General features: G+C 46.0%; 18 protein-coding genes. 7 read left to right on the forward strand and 11 right to left on the reverse strand.

Annotation, left to right across the window (positions count from 1 at the left end; all coding sequences use genetic code 11):
- Positions 1-10: 10 nt before the first annotated feature.
- The 4 genes from nirB (at position 11) to BLQ13_RS00705 (ending at position 4,549) form a co-directional block, all read left to right on the forward strand.
- Complete coding sequence (nirB, locus tag BLQ13_RS00690; RefSeq protein ID WP_090914960.1) at positions 11-2,440, forward strand: nitrite reductase large subunit NirB; 2,430 nt, start codon at positions 11-13, stop codon at positions 2,438-2,440.
- A gap of 63 nt (positions 2,441-2,503) precedes the next feature.
- On the forward strand, positions 2,504-2,830 hold the full coding sequence (nirD, locus tag BLQ13_RS00695; RefSeq protein WP_090914962.1) for a nitrite reductase small subunit NirD: 327 nt from the start codon (positions 2,504-2,506) through the stop codon (positions 2,828-2,830).
- Positions 2,831-2,890: 60 nt separating this feature from the next.
- A complete protein-coding gene (locus BLQ13_RS00700) occupies positions 2,891-3,673 on the forward strand; it encodes a formate/nitrite transporter family protein (RefSeq protein WP_090914964.1) in 783 nt (260 codons plus the stop codon).
- 246 nt (positions 3,674-3,919) lie between these two features.
- On the forward strand, positions 3,920-4,549 hold the full coding sequence (locus BLQ13_RS00705; protein WP_090914967.1) for a YfbR-like 5'-deoxynucleotidase: 630 nt from the start codon (positions 3,920-3,922) through the stop codon (positions 4,547-4,549).
- Here the strand turns inward: BLQ13_RS00705 and BLQ13_RS00710 are convergent, their stop codons facing one another.
- Together BLQ13_RS00710 and BLQ13_RS00715 are read right to left on the reverse strand one after the other, a co-directional pair.
- On the reverse strand, positions 4,550-5,365 hold the full coding sequence (locus BLQ13_RS00710; RefSeq protein WP_244159159.1) for a response regulator transcription factor: 816 nt from the start codon (positions 5,363-5,365) through the stop codon (positions 4,550-4,552).
- A gap of 10 nt (positions 5,366-5,375) precedes the next feature.
- Positions 5,376-7,271 (reverse strand): cache domain-containing sensor histidine kinase, encoded by a 1,896-nt coding sequence (locus BLQ13_RS00715; RefSeq protein ID WP_244159160.1) that lies wholly within the window; start codon positions 7,269-7,271, stop codon positions 5,376-5,378.
- 180 nt (positions 7,272-7,451) lie between these two features.
- Here BLQ13_RS00715 and BLQ13_RS00720 point away from each other — a divergent pair, with 180 nt between their 5' ends.
- From BLQ13_RS00720 to BLQ13_RS00730, 3 genes are all read left to right on the forward strand, one after another.
- Positions 7,452-8,753: an ABC transporter substrate-binding protein gene (locus tag BLQ13_RS00720; RefSeq protein ID WP_090914969.1), complete on the forward strand. Its 1,302-nt coding sequence runs from the start codon at positions 7,452-7,454 to the stop codon at positions 8,751-8,753.
- A gap of 110 nt (positions 8,754-8,863) precedes the next feature.
- Positions 8,864-9,736, forward strand: coding sequence for a carbohydrate ABC transporter permease (locus tag BLQ13_RS00725; protein ID WP_090915640.1), 873 nt, complete (start codon positions 8,864-8,866; stop codon positions 9,734-9,736).
- A 1-nt stretch (position 9,737) separates the two neighbouring features.
- Positions 9,738-10,562 carry a carbohydrate ABC transporter permease gene (locus BLQ13_RS00730; protein WP_090914971.1) on the forward strand — a complete coding sequence of 275 codons (825 nt, stop codon included), beginning with the start codon at positions 9,738-9,740 and terminating at the stop codon, positions 10,560-10,562.
- 125 nt (positions 10,563-10,687) lie between these two features.
- On the opposite strand, the gene BLQ13_RS00735 is transcribed toward BLQ13_RS00730, so the two are convergent.
- From BLQ13_RS00735 to BLQ13_RS00775, 9 genes are all read right to left on the reverse strand, one after another.
- Complete coding sequence (locus BLQ13_RS00735; RefSeq protein ID WP_090914973.1) at positions 10,688-12,016, reverse strand: MFS transporter; 1,329 nt, start codon at positions 12,014-12,016, stop codon at positions 10,688-10,690.
- Between the two features lie 20 nt (positions 12,017-12,036).
- Positions 12,037-12,672: a TetR/AcrR family transcriptional regulator gene (locus tag BLQ13_RS00740; protein WP_090914975.1), complete on the reverse strand. Its 636-nt coding sequence runs from the start codon at positions 12,670-12,672 to the stop codon at positions 12,037-12,039.
- 61 nt (positions 12,673-12,733) lie between these two features.
- Positions 12,734-13,501, reverse strand: coding sequence for an ABC transporter ATP-binding protein (locus BLQ13_RS00745; RefSeq protein ID WP_090914977.1), 768 nt, complete (start codon positions 13,499-13,501; stop codon positions 12,734-12,736).
- Between the two features lie 15 nt (positions 13,502-13,516).
- A complete protein-coding gene (locus tag BLQ13_RS00750) occupies positions 13,517-15,850 on the reverse strand; it encodes an ABC transporter permease (RefSeq protein ID WP_090914979.1) in 2,334 nt (777 codons plus the stop codon).
- A gap of 18 nt (positions 15,851-15,868) precedes the next feature.
- Positions 15,869-16,633, reverse strand: a complete 765-nt coding sequence (locus BLQ13_RS00755) for a thioesterase II family protein (RefSeq protein ID WP_090914981.1) — start codon at positions 16,631-16,633, stop codon at positions 15,869-15,871.
- A gap of 24 nt (positions 16,634-16,657) precedes the next feature.
- Complete coding sequence (locus BLQ13_RS28645) at positions 16,658-17,542, reverse strand: hypothetical protein (RefSeq protein ID WP_186811628.1); 885 nt, start codon at positions 17,540-17,542, stop codon at positions 16,658-16,660.
- Positions 17,539-17,802, reverse strand: a complete 264-nt coding sequence (locus BLQ13_RS00765) for an acyl carrier protein (protein WP_090914983.1) — start codon at positions 17,800-17,802, stop codon at positions 17,539-17,541. Before BLQ13_RS00765 ends, BLQ13_RS28645 begins: the two co-directional genes overlap by 4 nt.
- A gap of 15 nt (positions 17,803-17,817) precedes the next feature.
- Positions 17,818-18,867, reverse strand: a complete 1,050-nt coding sequence (locus BLQ13_RS00770; RefSeq protein WP_090914985.1) for an HAD-IIIC family phosphatase — start codon at positions 18,865-18,867, stop codon at positions 17,818-17,820.
- 18 nt (positions 18,868-18,885) lie between these two features.
- Positions 18,886-19,737: a 3-hydroxyacyl-CoA dehydrogenase family protein gene (locus tag BLQ13_RS00775; RefSeq protein WP_090914987.1), complete on the reverse strand. Its 852-nt coding sequence runs from the start codon at positions 19,735-19,737 to the stop codon at positions 18,886-18,888.
- Positions 19,738-19,759 lie beyond the last annotated feature (22 nt).

Consider the following 19,759-nt stretch of genomic DNA (forward strand, 5'->3'; position numbering starts at 1 on the left):
GGCTACACACATGAACGGAAATAAAGAAAAATTAGTCGTCATCGGTAATGGTATGGCCGGAATCAGCACGGTGGAACAAATTCTAAAATTAACTTCACGCTTTGATATTACGGTTTTTGGTACAGAACCTTATCCTAACTACAATCGTATTATGTTGTCCTACGTACTTGAAGGTAGTAAAACGCTGGATGACATTGTCCTTAATGATCTCCACTGGTACGAGGACTACGGCATTACGCTTCACACAGGAACCACGGTTGCCCGCATTGATGCCGAGACTCGTGAAGTAGTAACCGAAGATGGGCACCGTGCTCCGTATGACAAAATTATCATTGCAACAGGGTCAAATTCTTTCATCCTCCCTGTACCCGGACATGACAAGCAGGGTGTCGTTGGTTTCCGCGATATCGCCGATTGCAATATCATGCTGGAAGCTGCAAAAGCATACAAAAAAGCAGCTGTCATCGGGGGCGGACTGCTAGGCCTGGAAGCTGCCAAAGGACTTGTGCAACTCGGTATGGACGTTACTGTTGTGCATCTTATGGATGATCTGATGGAACGCCAGCTCGATCCTCAGGCTTCTGCCATGTTGAAAGCTGAACTGGAACGTCAGGGAATCAAGTTCAAAATGGGCGCTCAAACTTCCGAACTACTGGGTGGTGAACGGGTTGAAGGTATACGTTTTGCCGACGAATCTGTGCTAAATGTTGATTTTGTGGTCATGGCGGTTGGTATTAAACCGAATATAGCGGTAGCTCGGGAGAGTGGGATCGAAGTCAACCGAGGTATCATCGTGGATGACTACATGCAAACTTCACTGAAAGACGTTTACTCTGTCGGAGAATGTAATGAACATCGCGGTGTGTGTTACGGACTTGTGGCGCCACTGTTTGAACAAGGAATGATTCTTGCGAAACATATTTGCGGAGTCGAAACCGCTCCGTATGAAGGCTCGGTTGTATCCACCAAATTGAAAATTTCGGGTGTAGACGTCTTCTCTACTGGCGAATTCATTGATAGCCCGGAACATAACGTAATTTCGCAAAAAGACGACTGGAAACGAACGTACAAAAAAATCCTGCTTCGTGACAACAAAATGGTGGGTGCTGTACTCTTTGGTGACATTACAGATTCCGCTGAACTGCAGAAACTGATCAAAAATCAGACTGAAATGACAGATGAATTGTACAGTTCCCTTATGGGTACAGGTTGCGGCGGTCATAAAAAAACGACGTCTGTTGAAACGATGCCGGTGGATGAAATCGTATGTGGATGTAACGGCGTAACCAAAGGCGCCATCGTGGATGTCATTACTAACCAGGGTCTAACTACAGTTGACGAGATTAAAGCCTGCACAGGTGCAACCCGCTCTTGCGGAGGATGCAAACCAGTGGTTGAACAGATTTTACAATACGTGCTTGGAGATAATTTCACTGCTGGTGGCAAACAGGGAATCTGCAGCTGTACAACTCTCGGACGGGATGAGATTGTAGCTGAAATCCGGGAAAAAGGCTTGCAAACGAGCAAGGAAGTCATGAATGTACTTGGTTGGAGCCAGCCTGAGGGCTGCTCGAAATGTCGTCCGGCCATCAACTACTATCTGGGCATGATCTATCCGGACACACACGAAGATGAAAAAGAATCCCGGTTTGTTAACGAACGTATGAACGCCAACATTCAAAAAGACGGAACATACACCGTTGTACCTCGGATGTACGGCGGGGTAACGACACCAGCCGATCTGAAAAAGATCGCTGACGTTTCGGTTAAATATGATATCAAAGCGGTTAAAGTGACAGGCGGTCAGCGTCTTGATCTCATCGGCGTCAAAAAAGAAGATTTGACTAAAGTGTGGGCTGAGCTGGATATGCCTTCGGGTTACGCTTACGCGAAATCGCTTCGTACGGTTAAAACATGTGTTGGCTCCCAATTCTGCCGCTTCGGTACACAGGATTCGATGGCCATGGGTGCGAGAATCGAACGTAAATTTGAACGTCTCGATCTGCCAGCCAAATTCAAATATGCCGTGAACGGCTGTCCTCGGAACTGTGCAGAAGCATGTACGAAGGATATCGGGATCGTCGGCAATGACGGCGGCTGGGAAATCTTCATCGGTGGTAACGGCGGAATCAAAGCAAGGCTCGCTGACTCGCTGTGCAAAGTCAAAACCGATGATGAACTGATCGAATTGTGCGGAGCTATCATGCAGTACTACCGCGAGACAGGTAACTATTTGGAGCGTACTTCCGAATGGGTAGAACGTATGGGTCTGGAGCACATCCGCTCGGTTGTTGTGGATAACGTTGAGGAACGTAAAGCGTTGATGGAACGGATCGAGTTTGCCCTTGCACAGGTGGAAGAACCATGGCAAAAAGCGATTCGTGATGAAGAAGGCCAAAGCAAAATGTTCCATAGCATTGAAGTTACGGCTCGCCCGTAAACCAAAGTAGATTATATGAGATTCAAGTAGAGAAACAAATTGATACAAAAGGAGTGGTTTACGATGACAACCAAACAAACAGGCACGTATTTCCCGGCTGGAGCTATAGATGAATTCCTGCCACGCATTGGCAGAGTTGTCGAGATCGAAGATCTTCAGATTGCGGTATTCCGTGCTTCGGATGGCACCATCTTTGCTGCTGACAACCATAACCCCCACCCTAAGGGTGGGCCGCTGGCGGAAGGCATTGTCTCTGGACACTATCTCTATGATCCGCTGTACGACTGGAAAATTGATTTGACAACAGGTCAGGTGCAAGCACCAGACAACGGTCAAGTGCAGATGTATCCGGTCAGGGTAGAGAATGACCAGGTCTGGATAGCTGTATAACCTCTGCTCTACCGTAACAAAGGGGATTGCGATTGATGTTGACTAATGGGGGAAACCGTGATGTATACACCAAGTGTTGAAGGAATTATTGAAGCTGCCGTCAAAAAGAGAGACCAGATGAATGCAAGCTTGCCACGTTACATGGTCGCTGCCTTAATGGCAGGCGCATATGTGGGGCTCGGCATTATCCTGATTTTTAGTATCGGGGCTCCGCTGCTTGCCGCACACTCACCACTGCAAACGATGCTGATGGGCATGTCCTTCGGACTCGCCCTGACTCTGGTAATCTTTGCCGGGTCAGAACTGTTCACAGGGAACAACATGTTTTTTACGATGAGCACACTCGCCGGACGAACCACAGTGAATGATACGCTAAAAAACTGGGGACTTGTTTTTCTCGGCAACTTGATCGGTGCCGTCCTGCTCAGCCTGCTGATTGTAGGGAGCGGTCTGTTCAAAGCAGCCACCCCGGAGCATCTTCTGTTCGTTGTTTCTGCCAAAAAAATGAGTGCTCCAGTAACTGAGCTTTTCTTCCGCGGCATTCTCTGTAATTGGCTCGTATGTCTGGCCATCTGGATGTCTGCCCGCTCCAAAGAAGATATCGCCAAACTGGTTCTCATCTGGTGGTGTCTGTATGCCTTTATCGCAAGCGGTTATGAGCACAGTGTAGCCAACATGACCCTCCTGTCCCTGGCGTGGCTGTTGCCTAACCACCCGGATACGATCTCGCTGGCTGGTTGGTTCCACAATATGATTCCGGTCACACTTGGTAACATCATCGGTGGCGCCCTGTTTGTTGGTATGGCTTACTGGTACACTTCACCGGTACGCAAAAAAGGATAATACACTTCGCGCAGACTATGTTCCTGATACTACTACTATCAATAGTTTCATGAATACAAGATATTCTTACTTTCACATTTACTCAAAGCCATGTGAGATACTGAATCTGATTCAGCATCCCCCATGGCTTTTTGATCTTCCTTTTATAAATTTACATAGCGTGTATAGATCGTTAATCTTCGGTTAACATAACCACAGTATAGTCGGTGTATCGAACACCCAAACTAGCAAAGGATGATCACATTTATGGGAATCCATACGTACTTCCGATCACTGAACGATCTTGAACGTATCATTCGTACCCCTGGCAAATTCAAATTCGAAGAACATTGTGTATCCGCTCACTCCTGGAAAGTCGTACAATACGCCAAAACACTCGCCGATATCGAAGAACAGCAAGGTGTAAGTATCGATTGGAAGAAGCTATACGAGATCACCAGTAGCCATGATTATGGCGAAATTTTCATTGGTGATATCAAAACACCGGTCAAACACTACTCGCTGGAGCTTCGTTCCATGTTGCAACAGGTGGAAGAAGGCATGGTATCCCATTTTATTAATGAGAATATCCCACCTGAGTTTCAAGATATTTTCCGCAGACAACTGCGCGAAGGTAAAGACAACTCCGTTGAAGGGCTTATCCTTGAAGTAGCTGATAAAATGGATCAAGTGTATGAAGCATTTGCGGAGCTACAACGCGGCAATACGGAAAAAGAATTCATTGTCATGTACCGCTACGCATTGATCAAGATCAAAAATATTGACCTCCACTGTGTTCGTTATTTCCTCAATCACATTCTGCCTGACATCATTGAAGAAGGTAACCGTTCCCCGTTTGATATCCGCAAAATTACGGAAGAAGCATTATCCCAATAATCAGCTCAGCCCATCGAGATTGTCTTGATCCATGGACAGAGCTTTTTTTTGTTCCTGCCACTGTTGCCGATACTCGCTCGGATACAAGCCCGTTTTGTTTTTGAAAATCCTGCTAAAATAATGTGAATCCGCGTACCCTACTGCTCCGCCAATGGTCTTGATATCCATATGCTCATACGCTGCAAGAAGACGTTTTGCCTCGTTTAGTCTCAGACCCGTCAGGTATTTCAATGGTGTCTCCCCTGTTACCTTTTTAAAACATTTCCCCAGATAGTCTACGCTGAAATGCATCTGTGCTGCCATATCCTGCAATGTAATCTCATGCATGTAGTTTTGTTTGAGATAGAGCTTGACCGACGCTGCAATATCTTCCGTTTTCACCTGATCCTCCAGCACGACACTTACATGTGACAGTGAATCCACAGCGCTTCCCAGCTTCAGCTCCATCGCATCCAGCAGCGCACGAAGCTGTTCTTCCGACAACGGTTTAAGTAAATAATCTTCGACTTTATAATGGATCGCCTGCCGAGCATATTCGAACTCATGATACCCGCTAAGGATAACAATTTTAACATGCGGGTAAGCAAAATAAAGATATTTCGCTAGTTCAAGCCCGTTCATCACGGGCATCTGAATGTCGGTAATGACCAGATCAGGTACACTCTGTTCGATAAGTTGCAACGCCTCCTGACCATTTCTCGCCTCCCCGATAACTTCAAACCGTGTATTCAGCTCTTTGAACTTTCGTGACACATTACGACGAATTAAAGCCTCATCCTCTACAATTATGGTTCTGTATTTCATCGTCATATTCATACGTTCGACCCTACTCCTTTCGAATGGAACCTCTTATATGAATGCTGACACCGCCGGTAGATTTGTTTTCGATACACATCCTGGCTGCCGGACCATACCATAACTTCAAGCGAGCCCAGATATTTTTGAGTCCCATCCCGTTAATCTCAAGCTGAGGCATTTGATCCCATTCTTGAGATTCATCGATATAATGCACAAGTTGTGCGAGCGTTCCAGGCTCCATGCCGGGGCCATTATCTTCAACGTGAATCTGCCAGGTCTCCTGATCGATATGCAATTCACCTGTGATATGCAGTTTCCATGGCAGTGTATCACTCAAACCGTATTTCATCGTATTCTCGAGCAAAGGCTGGATGATCAGCATCGGAACCCGGATATCTTTCATCTCATCAGGGATCGAGAACTCGTAGTGCAAATCATCCTCAAAGCGAATTTTCATACATTCAAGATACCGTTCACAATACTCAAGTTCGTGAGATAACGGGACGCCGTTTTTGCCAGAAGTAGAGATATAACGAAGCATAGAAGCGATATGATCGCAGAACACCACGATCTGTTTATTCATGCCCTCCTCCGCCATGATGCTTATATTGGTAATGTTGTTGTATAGAAAATGCGGGTTCATCTGCGACTGCAATGCCAGCAACCTCGCCTCTGTTTCCCGGGATTTGATGGCCATCTGGTCCTGAAAAGACTGCACAAGCTGCTGATTCAACCGGATGAAGGTATCATTCAGCTCTGCCAATTCCCGGATGGACGCAGGATGGTCCAGCTTGAATAACAACTGACCAGCCTCCTGACCTGACATCAGGTCGTTTTCACCTGTTTTCTGGATAATGCGCTGCAACCGATGAAGCGGCAAAGTAACCCTTTTCGAGATCAGATACGAAAACATCAAAATAATCAACAGGGTAGCTAGCGTAGCACCTGCAAAGAACAATGCCATCCGGTTCAGATTGGCGAAAAGGGACTGCTTGGACTGCATGACAACAACAGTCCATCCGGTTTCCTGCGATGTCATATACGTCATCATCTGCCTTGACCCCGTAGGCGAATGGGTGACTTCCTGCATCGTTTCAGGCGGAGATGTACGATGTTGAATCAGTTTCATATCTTCCGAATAGCCAGCTGAAGCTGAAGAGTAATCAGCATCTAACGTGGCTGAAGGAAGCGGGTACAACAAGGTATCCTGCTCATCCAGCACATAAACTCGAAGTTCCTTATTACCTGCTTGCAGTTCGTGCAAATACTGGAATAGGTCTTCGGCAAGCTGCAAAATTTCAACGACACCCTGACTGACGTAATTGCCATCCTTGTAAACCCGTGTAAGCGAGATATAAGGTTGATCCGTTCTCCCTTCCCCGGTGGGCATGGGCAATGCACCACCTTGTAACAGACGAATGACACGCCAGCCACTCCGTTCCCAGGTTTCCTTATACCAGGGGCGCTGCTTCAGATCTACCGGAAGCTGTCCGTTGAATACTCCCGCCCCCAGCATCTTTCCATTCACATCGTAAATGTTAGCCTGTTTGGCCGTATTGGAGCTGCTAATAATCGCCATAATGACATCAATGAGTGTAGTCGTGTCCTTATACAGCGAGGGGTCACTTGTCATCGTTCGTTCAACCCCCTCTGCCGGAGCCAAGTAATGACTAAAATGCTCCTTGACCAGATTGGAATATACGATGTTCATGGAGAAATTGTTCATTTTCACAACTTCCTGATCCAGATGACTAACAATGGACAACCCCAATTGTTTTTGCTGCTCTTCACTTCGATGACGAATATCACTGGTGAGATACACATATAACAGGCCAGCCACAATAAGGGAAAACGTAATAAATACCGCTGAATAATACGCAAACAAACTCTGTTGTAATGTTCTGAATCGATACCGCAATTCCATACCCCCGTCTTCATTATCAACATCTGCGTATCTTCGATGACTTCGAAAATGTCCACCTCGAAGAACGCTTTTGTCTATTGAGCCTACTCGTTATTCAAAGTAAAGTTATCCACATAAGAATACGCTTACATAAAGCGTTTCGGCAAGTGCATAAATGATTGAATTTTAGGGAGGTTCAAAATGAGAAAACGATTTCTTTTTTCAATGACAAGTATGTTGCTTCTCTCTGTCCTGCTGCTTGCTGGCTGCAACTCGAACAAAAACGCGGAAGGCACAGGCAAGGTCACACTGACCTTCGGCACAAGCCAATCCGGTATTCCACGAACGGGGATTATGCAGACGATGGCGAAGGAATACGAGCAGGAAACCGGGGTCAAAATTGATTTTCAGGTGGTTCCTGACGCGCAGTGGCGTGATCTGATCAAGGTAAAACTGGCTTCCGGTGAGGCTCCTGATATTTTCAATGTAGATGTAGACCCGCTGAGCATGCCAGCCAATGTCAGACCAGAAGAAAATGCAATTGATCTGACCAATGAGGAATTTACGGGACGGATGTCAGAAGAGATCTTGCCTACCGTCAGTCATAATGACAAGGTATATGGGGTTTCTTTTGCCCCTACGAAAATCTGGTATGTGTACTATAACAAACGTATCTTTGCTGACCTAGGTATTGAGCCTCCTACGACCTATGCCGAATTCAAAGCGATTAGCCAGAAAATTAAGGATAAAGATATTATTCCATTCTATCAAGCTCCAGCAAGTGGCTGGTATCAGGTGCTACCGTTGTTCGAGACCGGGCCGAACTATGAGCAGAAGGCCGCAGGAACCTATGAAAAGCTGAACAATAATGAGATGAAGGTCGCAGACTTGACCCAATTGAAGACCGTTATCGAGCAATTGAAAGAATTTGCTGATCTTGGCTATTTCGGCAAAGACTTCTTATCCAATACAGTAGAAGCGGGCATTGAAGCATTTGGACAGGAAAAAGCTGCAATGCTACTGCGTGTTCCAGGCACGGAAAAGGAAGTCTCTGAAGCCTATCCGGCGATGAAAGATAATATGGGATTCTTCGTGATGCCTTGGGGAGACAATCAGACGATTGGTGTGAACCCCGGCGGTTCAGCGGCCATGTTTGGCAACAAAAACAGCAAACATCCCGAAGAAGTGTTGAAGTTTTTCCGCTGGATTACCGAGCATGATCATCTGCAACAGGTGTTTGATGGAGGTGAAGGAAATCTGACGATCTGCTGGCCCGAGATCGAACCGAAGCTGACACAGGACTACATTGATTATGAGAAAAATCATGAGAAGGGCACCGTCATGCAGGCTGCCGTAAAATATATCGATCCACAATGGATGGATATCGGTAAAGACTTGTCAGGTATGTTTGCGGGAGCGATGACCCCTGATCAGATTCTGCAAAATATTGATAAACGCCGCGCCGAACAAGCCAAAGTGCTGAAGGATGAGAAGTGGCAGTAACAGCCGGAGGTTATTTCGGAAACAAATGCATAACTGGAATGGAGTTACTCCATCGGTCAAACGCTGGGGTGCTTCTTCCCGTTTGGCAGGAAGGATTGGTGTTACGGGTTATGAATACGAACAAAATCTACCCTTGGTATTTCTCATCCGGAGCGATTTTACTATATCTGTTGTTCATTGTTGCTCCTGCCCTGCTGGGTATCTATTATTCTTTCACCGATTGGAACAGCTACAGTTCGGAGAAAAACTTTGTTGGTCTGGAGCATTTCCGCACGATTCTGGCAGGTGATCCGACCTATCTGCTTTTCATTAAAAATACAGTGCTGTTTACGGTGGTTACCTCCATCGCCAAAACCGTTCTGGGCTTGTTCCTTGCCCTGCTGCTGGTCAGCGGTGTAAAAGCTGCCAATTGGCATCGGATGATTATCTTTTCGCCTCAAGTCCTCTCCTTCCTGATTGTAGGTCTGGTGTTCAAAAGCCTGCTTGATCCGAACAACGGGTTCGTTAATGTTACACTGCGTTCCATCGGTTTGGATGCACTCGCCCAGAACTGGCTGGGCTCTCTCACTTGGGCGATGCCATCGATTATGGCTGTCGATACGTGGAAAGGCATGGGGTATATCATGGTGCTTTTTATCGCGGGGCTGCTCGCCATTCCACGGGATTATTATGAAGCTGCATCCATCGATGGTGCGGGTTTTATTCAAAAGCTGTTCCGTATTACCATACCTATGCTGTTGCCTACCATCACCATTGCCACCGTGCTCAATATTACGTATGGTCTGCGTGTCTTTGATGCGGTATATGTGCTGACCAACGGCGGCCCGGGCAATGCTACGGATGTGATCAATACGGCCGTTTATTCATCTTTTGCCAAAGGGTACTGGGGGCTCGGGAGCGCGCTATCCACCATCCTCTTTGTCATCATGGCAATCATCTCTTTCTTCATCATTCGTTTGATGAATCGAAAGGTGGAATACTGATATGCGGTTTCGAAAAAAGATTATCTCTCTGACGTTAAATGTACTCGCCTGGCTATTAAGTCTGGTTGTCCTGATTCCATTTGCTGTTATCTTGTTGAATTCATTCAAGTCAGACGCCGAAGCCAAGGTACTGAGGCTTACACTTCCCGAGAAATTTATGTTTGAAAATTATAAAATCGTCTATGAGCAAGGACACTTGGGAGGTTCCTTTTTTAACAGTCTGCTGCACTCGGGCGTGTCATCTCTGCTGCTGGTGTTTGTCGTGGCGTTCTCTGCGTTCACGTTATCCCGCAATCATTCGAAACTGAGCAAGTTTTTGTACTTTTTTCTGATTCTGGGCATCACACTGCCACTAAACTATATTCCGCTCATGGAAGTGATGAAATCACTGGGGATGATCAACTCCCACGCAGGCATGATTCTGCTCTATACCGCGATGGGCATTCCCATCTCCCTGTTCATCACGTATGCGTTTGTGGGCAACATTCCGAAAGAGCTGGATGAAGCTGCAATTATGGATGGTTGCAATGGAATCAAGCTGTTTCTTCGAATCATTGTACCTTTGTTAACCTCGGTGCTGGTTACCGTATTTGTTCTGAATTTTCTGAGTGTCTGGAATGAGTTCACGGCGCCGCTCTATATGCTGAACACCGTAGAGATGTGGCCGATGACGCTGGCGGTTTACAATTTTTTCGGACAATTCAGCGCCAAATGGAATCTAGTCAGCGCCGATATCGTACTCACCTCGCTGCCAGTTCTGATCGTATTCCTCATCGGGCAAAAGTATATTGTAGGAGGTCTCACTTCCGGTGCAGTGAAAGGTTAGACCGGATTGTAGCTTTTATACAAAAAAAGCCCTCGTCTGAACCAACTGTACGCCGTTTAAGGTTAAGAACGGTATACACGGATCAGACGGAGGGCTATCTCGCTTCCTACAACACTATAAATGTATTAATCATGCGCAAGACCGCCCACATCGGGAGGTGAAGCGATATCACTGCTCTGCTCCAGTGATTTGATCATTTTCAAACGTGACGTGATAATCGCAATCAGAATAACAAACAGGCCCGCAATGATAAACAGCAACGCTATGCCTCTGCCAGGTCCGGTTCCAATGATCTGACCCACGGAGGATGCCAGCGCTCCCCCCTCCACCAGTAGTGGGTTAAACACATGGTCCGCCAGAAATCCAGCCAAACTGTACGCGATAATGAAGCCAAGCTGGGACAGGATACCGATAATCCCCCACACTCTGCCCTGCTTTTCATTGGCAATATTGTTCCGCACCAACACATCTGCACTCATATTAACAAATGGCAGGGAGGACAGGAACAGAAAACCCGCAAAGATAATAAAGTAAATGTTCGTCGATACACCCAGTAAGGAGAACGCCAGACCACACATGACCAAACCTGCAACCAGCACACTCGCATATTTCTTCGTCATGGTGAAAATACCGATGCACAAGCTGCTGATCAGCATACCGATCGCACTAACGGACTGAAACGTTCCGAGTGTTTTGGCATCGGTGAATGAGAGCAACATTGGGCCAATGAGTGTTTCCAGGAACCCGAGATAGAAGGTAACCAGAGAAATGATAATAACGAGTAGCAACACGCCTTTGTTGGTGACAACCTCTCTCCAACCTTCCTGAATATCGGTCATCCAGTTGCGATCGTCCTTTTCCTCTCGCTCCACCTTCATGCTCTTGCGAATAACGAGTACGGCCAGAATGGCAATCAGGAATGTCGCAATGTTAATGATCATAATAACTTCAATCGTTGTCACGCTAAGCAGAATACCTGCGATAATCGGTGAAAACAAAAACTTGGAAGATTCAGCAAGTTGCACTAGGCCACTGCCCTTGGAGAACTGATCCTTATCCAGCAAGTCAGTTGCTGACGCTTTATATGCCGGGCTTTGCAGCGCCGAGAACACCGAGCTGAACGCCACACCCACATAGATATGCCATAACTGGATATCGCCCGTGAGCATGATCGACAGAATAAAGACCAGACCAGCCGCAGAGCCAAGGTCACCAATAATCATCATCGTACGGCGGTCAAATCGGTCAGCCATCACCCCTCCGATCGGGCGAAGCAAGATGTTGGGCAAAAACGTAAATAGCGTAATCAGCGCAACGCTGGTTGCGGTATTTGTTTTTTCGAAGGCATATACCCCCAGAGAGAACGCTGTCAGTCCGATACCAATCATCGAGATCAATTGACCAAACCAGACAATCAGAAATTTACCAAATGATTTGTGAGCAGTTTGTTCCATGGTTACGACTCCTTTACTTGTTAAGCTTGATGTGGGAAATATAGTCCCGTGACATAGGCAAAACTTCCATGTTCAGCACCCAGAACCCGTTCCATAATCTGACTGAATGCTCTAACCTTCTTCTGAAACTCTTCTTCCTGCCAATGAAAAATGCCCTGATCCAGCAAAAACTGCGAGGAAACGAGTAAAAACTCAATGCTCTCCTGAGGAGCAGGGGTATGAAATACCCCCTCCTGAATGCCCTGTTCTACGACTTCTGCCAGAATGGGGCTGAGACGAAGAACCGTTTCAACCAGACTTTTTTGATGCATTTCTACATTTTGCACGCTGTGCAATTGCTCGATCACGCCAAGCTTGCGATCATCAGGCTGATTCTGGGTCATAATGATTCGGAAAATTTTATCATGCGCGCTGAGCTCGGGATCTGCCACGACACGCCTCGCCGCCGCTTCGCCGCTCATAATAAAACGCATAACGATGGCATGCATAACCTCCTCTTTGGACTGGAAGTAGTAATAGAATGTGCCTTTGGCAATATCACAAGCCTGGAGGATATCCATAATCGTTGCTTTGGTGTACCCTTTGGTCACGAACAGAATTTCGGCCGCATCCAAAATTTCATTTCTGCGTTCCTCCGGATTTTTCATCAATCTCATGTTCTGTCCTCCATTACCTCTCGACCGACTGTCGGTCTATTCTAGTCATGAAGCTCTAAGTTTAGAACCCCATTTCCGTCAACCATTGTCCTAACCGACTTTCTCTCGCCTTCAAATCCTGTTTGTCCCGGTCATACTTTCCGATGTTTTTGTCTGCAACCAGATTGCCGTCCATCATAAACAGTACTCGTTCCGAGCGGGCTGCAACTTTAACATCATGGGTCACGAGCAAAATCGTCGTTCCTGTGGCATTAATATCACCAAGAATATCCATGATCTCATGTGTTGATTTTGAATTCAGCGCTCCAGTAGGTTCATCCCCGAACAAAATATCCGGATTGTTGATCAAAGCCCGGCATATTGCGATCCGTTGAAGTTGTCCCCCTGAAGCTTGGGTAATGTTATGCTCAGCCAGTTCGTCGATTCCCATTTTTTTCATTAGCGACATTGCACGGTTGTTAATCGTGTCCCGGTTGCTGTTTTTGGCCAGATAAGCAGAAAGGATGATGTTGTCGAGCAGATTTAAATTTTTGAGCAGATGAATGTTCTGAAAAATAAAACCCATTTTGGTCAAGCGTAGACTCGCCAGATCTTTCTCCGGGAAAGCCGATATTTGTTTACCGTTGAAAAACACACTGCCTGCACTGATTTGATCCATGCCACTGATGTTATAGAGCAGGGTCGATTTACCCGAACCGGACGGGCCCATAATGGAGACAAACTCTCCTTTTTTGAGTTGCAGATTAATATCTTTCAGAATGCGCTGTTCTTCATTCTCGCCAATCGCTACGGATTTATTCACATCTCTAGCTTCTAGTATTGTTGTCATCTTCGTTATGCCTCCCTATTCCACTATCATTTTCGAAATGCTAGTTTCCCGAATCGACTGAATGCTGATCCAGGCTGTAATAATGATCGTTCCTGCCAGCAGCAATGGACAGAGTACATACGCCTGCACCGGATCAATTACAAATACAATCTTTGAAGCACCAAAAGAGGACATAATGCCACTCACCAGCATTGGACCCAGTGTATTGGATAAGATTGTGCCTGCGGCTACACCTACAATGAGGATGACCAATGACATCACAACATACTTTAATTTGATCTTGGATAACGCAAAACCGATGCTTCGCAATACAGCAATATCGTTGTTATCTTTGGCAACCATCATCTGCAGGAACAGTGAGGTAATCAAAATAGAAATGAACACTCCGATGGCCAGTGCAAGTGTTGTCACCAGCTTTAATTGCTGAATCGTACCACCAAGCGTTTGATTCAAGTATCCTTGAAGATCCGTTACACGCGCTGGCGAGAAATCTTTCTCGTATGTTGCAATTTTGGCAGCCATCACACCGCGGTCTTTCAGATCCAAGCTGACTACATACCAGAGCACACTATCTTTGTTGTATGGCAAAAGCGCCTTTGCTGTTTTTCCGCCATTCGTCACATCCTGATAAATGCCGCTGACCGTCATCACTTGGTCTCGACCGCCCACTTGCAAGGTCAGCTGATCCCCCGTTTTAAGTTTGAGATCATTGCTGTTTGCATCCGAGAGAGCAATCTCACGATCTGTTGCTGGGGCATTTCCACTTAGATAAGACAAAGGAAATATACTGAAATCTCCGCTCTCCACGCTCAGATTGTCGTAGCTGCCTTCTGCATTACGAATCTTGAACTGGCTTGTTACGAGAGGTGAATATTTTTGAACATCCGCATCGTTTTCAATTTGATCCACCAGACGAGCATAACGCTGCTCTACATCATTCGTATGCTTAAGATCGATTCGAATATCACTTTGCCCTACACCCATATAAGATATGAAGCTTGGAGCCTGAAGTGTGTTCAAAAAGTTAAGCGGTACGATCATAATAAATGAGCTGACGATGAATACGAATAATAACAAACGGAACATTTTGACACGTTGCATCACGTCTTTTAACCCAAGGAAAACAGGCACGGAAGACCAGCGATTACGTGACAGGTTTAAACGGTTGCGAACGATCTGTGTATCCCCCAAACTTCCAGTGCGAAGGGCTTCCACAGCAGAGATCGAACGAAAACGGCGAAGCACTGCACGGCAGAACAGCACAACCATGGTGAATATCAAACCTGCTGCGAGCAGAGGCACGGCGAAATGCAGTAATGTAGCCGGTGCTTTCCCCATATACAGCATAATATTAGATACAAAAAGCTGGTTCACTCCGAGGGAAGCGATGTAACCCAAGATGGAAGCCAAACCTGCCATAAACACATATTTGACCAAATAGAGCCGCTTGATATCTTTCTCTGAGATACCAATGGCTTTCATGACGCTGATCTCGCGGTAATCTTCCTCAATAGTGGCAAGCATGGTAAAACGAATACACAGCATCGCAATCAGAATCAGTACCAGGCTGACCAAAATAATAACGGCTGCAATAATTCCGTCTGTCATCCCATTGAGAATCTGGAACAAACCATAGGTCACCACCGGGCCAGCGTTAGGAAGCCCTGCATTTTGATAGGCTTGGGTGAACTCGCTTGTTTTGGAAGGATCATGCAGTCGGAACTCAATGAGATATTCCATCTCTCCGACTCCCTGCTTCAATTGCCCCAGATCATCCGGGCTTACGATAAAACGCTTGGAGTGCACAACAGATGGATTCATCTGTGCATCACGCACAAAATCAACAATGGTGTATGAACGCTCAAAAGCCCCATTATTGATCCGAACCTGGTCACCGATATTTAATTTATTTTGCTGTAAATAATACACGGGCACAGCAATCTCGCCATCACGAACTTGGATAATCTCACTATTCAGATTCAGTAAATAGTCGAATTGCTGATTTTGTGTAACAAAGTCAATATCCATGACGGTATTTTTCTCGGACTCTGTACCAAGATAAAGGTTGGCTCCATTGATGTTAACCATCTCGACAATCTGATGTTGCTCAACCATTGCATTTCCTTCAGCCCATGTGTTCACTTTGGCCTGATCCAGATCTCCAGAGTGCATTTGCACAAAATGAGGTGTCTTCGATTCAGAGAACAAATACTGAATGGAACTCGTCAGTTCCATGATCATTCGAGAACCGGAAGATACCAGCAAAGCAGCGAGCAGGACAAAAATAAACAGCGCAGCCGTAATTCCTTTTTTCCTCATTAAGTCGTTTCTCAGCATTCTCAGCAGCATAAACTAACATGGCTCCTCTCATCTATCTACTATGTTCAGTCGTTCTACTTCTGGAGTCATAAAGCTTGTCAGATAATGCGCCACTGTTGAAGGGTGGTGCATGATGAACATATGTGTCCCCTCTCGAATGGTCTGAAGCTTCATCGGTACATCAAAATATCGTTCCCATTTGAGCGCTGACTGAAGGGGAACGGCATTGTCCCGTTCTCCCCACAGAAACAGCACTGGCAATGAAAGAGGCTGACATTCAAGTGTCGCTGCGGATTCCAGCATGCGAAAATCTGCCCGAATTACAGGCATGAAATACTGCAAAAGTTCTTTTTCGTGGATGAGCTCTTTAGGTAGACCGTCATAGGAAAAAAGGTGATCAATCAGATGCTCATCAGACATCTGATCATAACGGTTCAATCCACATTCAGCAGGCGTATTGCAGGCGGATAACACAAGACGCAATGTCTCAGCTACATCTGGAAGCTCCTGTTGTAACCGCTGAGCAACATAATAAGCTGTAATTCCGCCCAAGCTGTGCCCAAACAACGTTGCACCAGGTTGAATTATAGGCAACAGTTCGTTCGTATAGAGCTCTACAAGTTGTTGCATATGTTCCAGAGGCTCTTCCGAATTCATCCCGTGACCGGGAGGTGTAAATGCCCATATTTCCGTATCCGGAAGGTGAGATACTAAAGGATAAAAACTCCGAGAGTGTCCACCCAGATAAGGAAAACAGATCACCTGCCTGTTCCCCCTGCCCTTCTGCAGTCGTTCAAGATAAGTCTCTGCCATCACTCCATCACCACCGTTAATTGCTTATTTCGCGTCTAGAACATATGCAGGAAATGTCTGGAGCGTTGTGTCAACTTTTTTGCGTTTAAAGACGATATGAATGATAATTGCCGAGGTTACGAAAAAGAAAAATTGCATGATCTGTACTTGCGGATTGAAGTAATACAGATCGATCTGACTTCCTGTAGCAACAAGCCAGAAAGCCAAAAGGTAAAATAACAGCGTACCTCTGGTAGCATTGAAGATGTAGCTCTGAAATACGATAAACGCCATAAGCTGCACCACGTAGTATATGTATGTGGTTGAGGTGCCAAAAGATGAAATCAGATAACCCGGAAGCACCCATAGTCCAAACAGGAATCCTGTAATCAGACCACTTGTTACATTGTTTTTCAACTTGCCTTGCAAGAAGGGAAGTAAGAATCCAATCCAGCCAAATAAACCGCCGATGAGCCCCGTCTCCTTGAACAAGTTCAAAATGCCAAGCCAGATCATTTCCGGTACACTATATGTCAGATCGGGGACCGGTATGCCGAATAGCAGGGAGCCAAAATGCATCGATGAAGCAAATACGATGGAAATACCGATAATTACAGGAATCCAGAACAAATCTTTTTTTCGCGGAACCAGCTTCAAGAACATGCCTTTCAGCGCGTCCTTGCCACCCATTAAATAACATGTAATCAATCCAGCAATGGAAGGAGAGTACAGAGCAACGATAGCTAACGGATGCATCAGATGCAGTTCACCAGTGATTGGTACAATAAAATCAGGAAAGAACATGAACAAGCTGGCAATACCATAACAAGTACCGAAGGACATCGCCAGAAACAGGTACATATACTTATTGGAAGGACTGGCTGCCGGGCTAGACACTGGACGAACAGATGACTGATTGGCTGTTATCATCGTGCCACCTCCTTGGCAGCAAGCTTTCTCTCAATGAGATCATGCAAACGGTTAATGGTACTGAAATTGGCCAAGTCCAGATCATCATTTCCGATCTCAATCTGGAATCTGCGCTCTACAAAATCCACTAAACGCATCGCAAAGAGTGAGTTGACAAATCTCATTTCAAAATAGTTGTCGTTGTCGCTAATTTGAGCGTCCTCATGTTCCATGGTAAGATTGTTTCCAATAAACTCTCGAATTTCCTGACGATAATCCACTGCTCTTCCCCCTTGTTATTGATGTTGTCTTTCAGGCACACAAACTTCAATATAGTCCGGAAACTCCACAACCTGCTTCAGATCATGCGAAAAGACGATCTTTCCGTCAGGATCTGCAGACAGCTGTGTAAAACCAGCAAAACGATAGCTGATATTCATCATCCGGTTTCTCCCGGTTTCTCTGAAATCAGCAAGCATCTGCTTACCCTGTTGCCTCGCTTCACACATAATATAAGTGAGCAATACACTTCCTGCCCCCCTTGACATGACGCGGCATGACATCAGCAACATGTTCAGTCTCCATATATCCGGCTGCTTATGAATAAGCGCGAGCCCGATCTTTCCATATGTTCCGTACTTGTCTTCAAGTTCACACACCAATAGCAAGTAATCCTGTGAAGTCATCAACTGATGTAGTTCCTCATAACTGTAAGTGATCCCTGTAGCATTCAACTGATTGGTACGAACCGTGAGCTCTTCCGCTCGCTGAAGATCATCCTCTGTCGCTTCATAGATCGTAAACTTCATACCAAGTGAAGCCAGAAACTTCTCCGAAGGACCTTCATACTGTTCTTCCGCCTGCTTTCGAAGTGTATCTGCCTGATACATCTGTCTTCTGCGGGAAGAGTCTGCTGTAATAAAACGAGGCATCAGTCTCGGATCATTCAGCATCGTCTCATAGTGATCTGCATGAAGAACCTGAACATCCGCATGTACACTTTTCACTTCCTCCAGTTCAAAAGGCTGGTCGTCCACAAACAAGATGGCATCCATTCCGATATTGATGTTCTGCTGAATACGCTGAATGGATATGGACTTCGCATCCCAATGAATCTCGGGGTATAAAAAATACTCGGCAATGCCCAATTCGGTAAGTTTGGCCCAAGCCAGCTCTGCGTCATTTTTACTGGCAATGGAGTGCAGTATTCCGCGGCGGTCTAATTGTTCAATCACCTCCTTTATGCGCGCCCTTAGCTTCACATCTCCGGATTCAAGTAAGACTCCATCCCAGATCGTGTGATCCAGATCCCATACGACACATTTGATATCCTTCAACCTCTCCATGGTCATGCCTCCCTTTCGTTAATAGGCATAGAACCCTTGCCCCGTCTTGCGTCCCCAGTGTCCAGCATCCACCATTTTCTGCAATAGCGGACAACAGCGGAATTTGGGGTCCTGATAACTGTCGTACAGCACTTTAAGCGAATGCACAACGGTATCGAGACCGATCAGATCTGCTGTTTCCAGCGGGCCCATCTGATAACTAAACCCCTTTTTCATAATGGCATCGACCTGCTCAGCTGTAGCGATACCATCCTGCACAATAAAGGCTGCTTCATTCATTAACAAATGCGAGAGTCGGTTCGATACAAAACCCGGCAGATCCTCGATGACGACCGGATTTTTGCCGAGAGACTCCAGAAACGCTACCATCTCTTGCTCTGTCTCAGGTGTTGTATGATGCCCTTTGATCACCTCCACCATCGATTTAACCGGAACCGGATTCATCAGATGTACACCTATGGCGCGTCTTGGATCAGGTAAAAAAGAGGCCAGCTTGGTTACTGAAATACAGCTTGTGTTCAACGCGTAAAGAGCATCTGGACGGGCCTTTTGACTCAAACGCGCATAAACTTCCTTTTTGGACTCTATATTTTCGGTCACATTTTCAATAATGACGTTAGCCTCTTCCACACCTTCGTCCTGTATTTGGAACGAAATTCGATCCATGATGATATCGAGCGGGACCTCACCGTATCCTTGTTTCAAGAAACAGGCTGAACGGTATTCGCGACGTATGACATCAGGTGCCTGAAGGATCACGGACTCTGAATGATCCTGCAAAATGACCCGATACCCCGCTCTGGCAACATCCAGTGCTGTAGCACATCCCATAACGCCTGCGCCAATGATTGCAATGAGCTGATTATGCATACCTAACCTCTCTTCCTGTTGA

It is taken from the genome of Paenibacillus polysaccharolyticus (genome assembly GCF_900102085.1).
GTDB classification, from domain to species: Bacteria; Bacillota; Bacilli; order Paenibacillales; family Paenibacillaceae; genus Paenibacillus; species Paenibacillus polysaccharolyticus.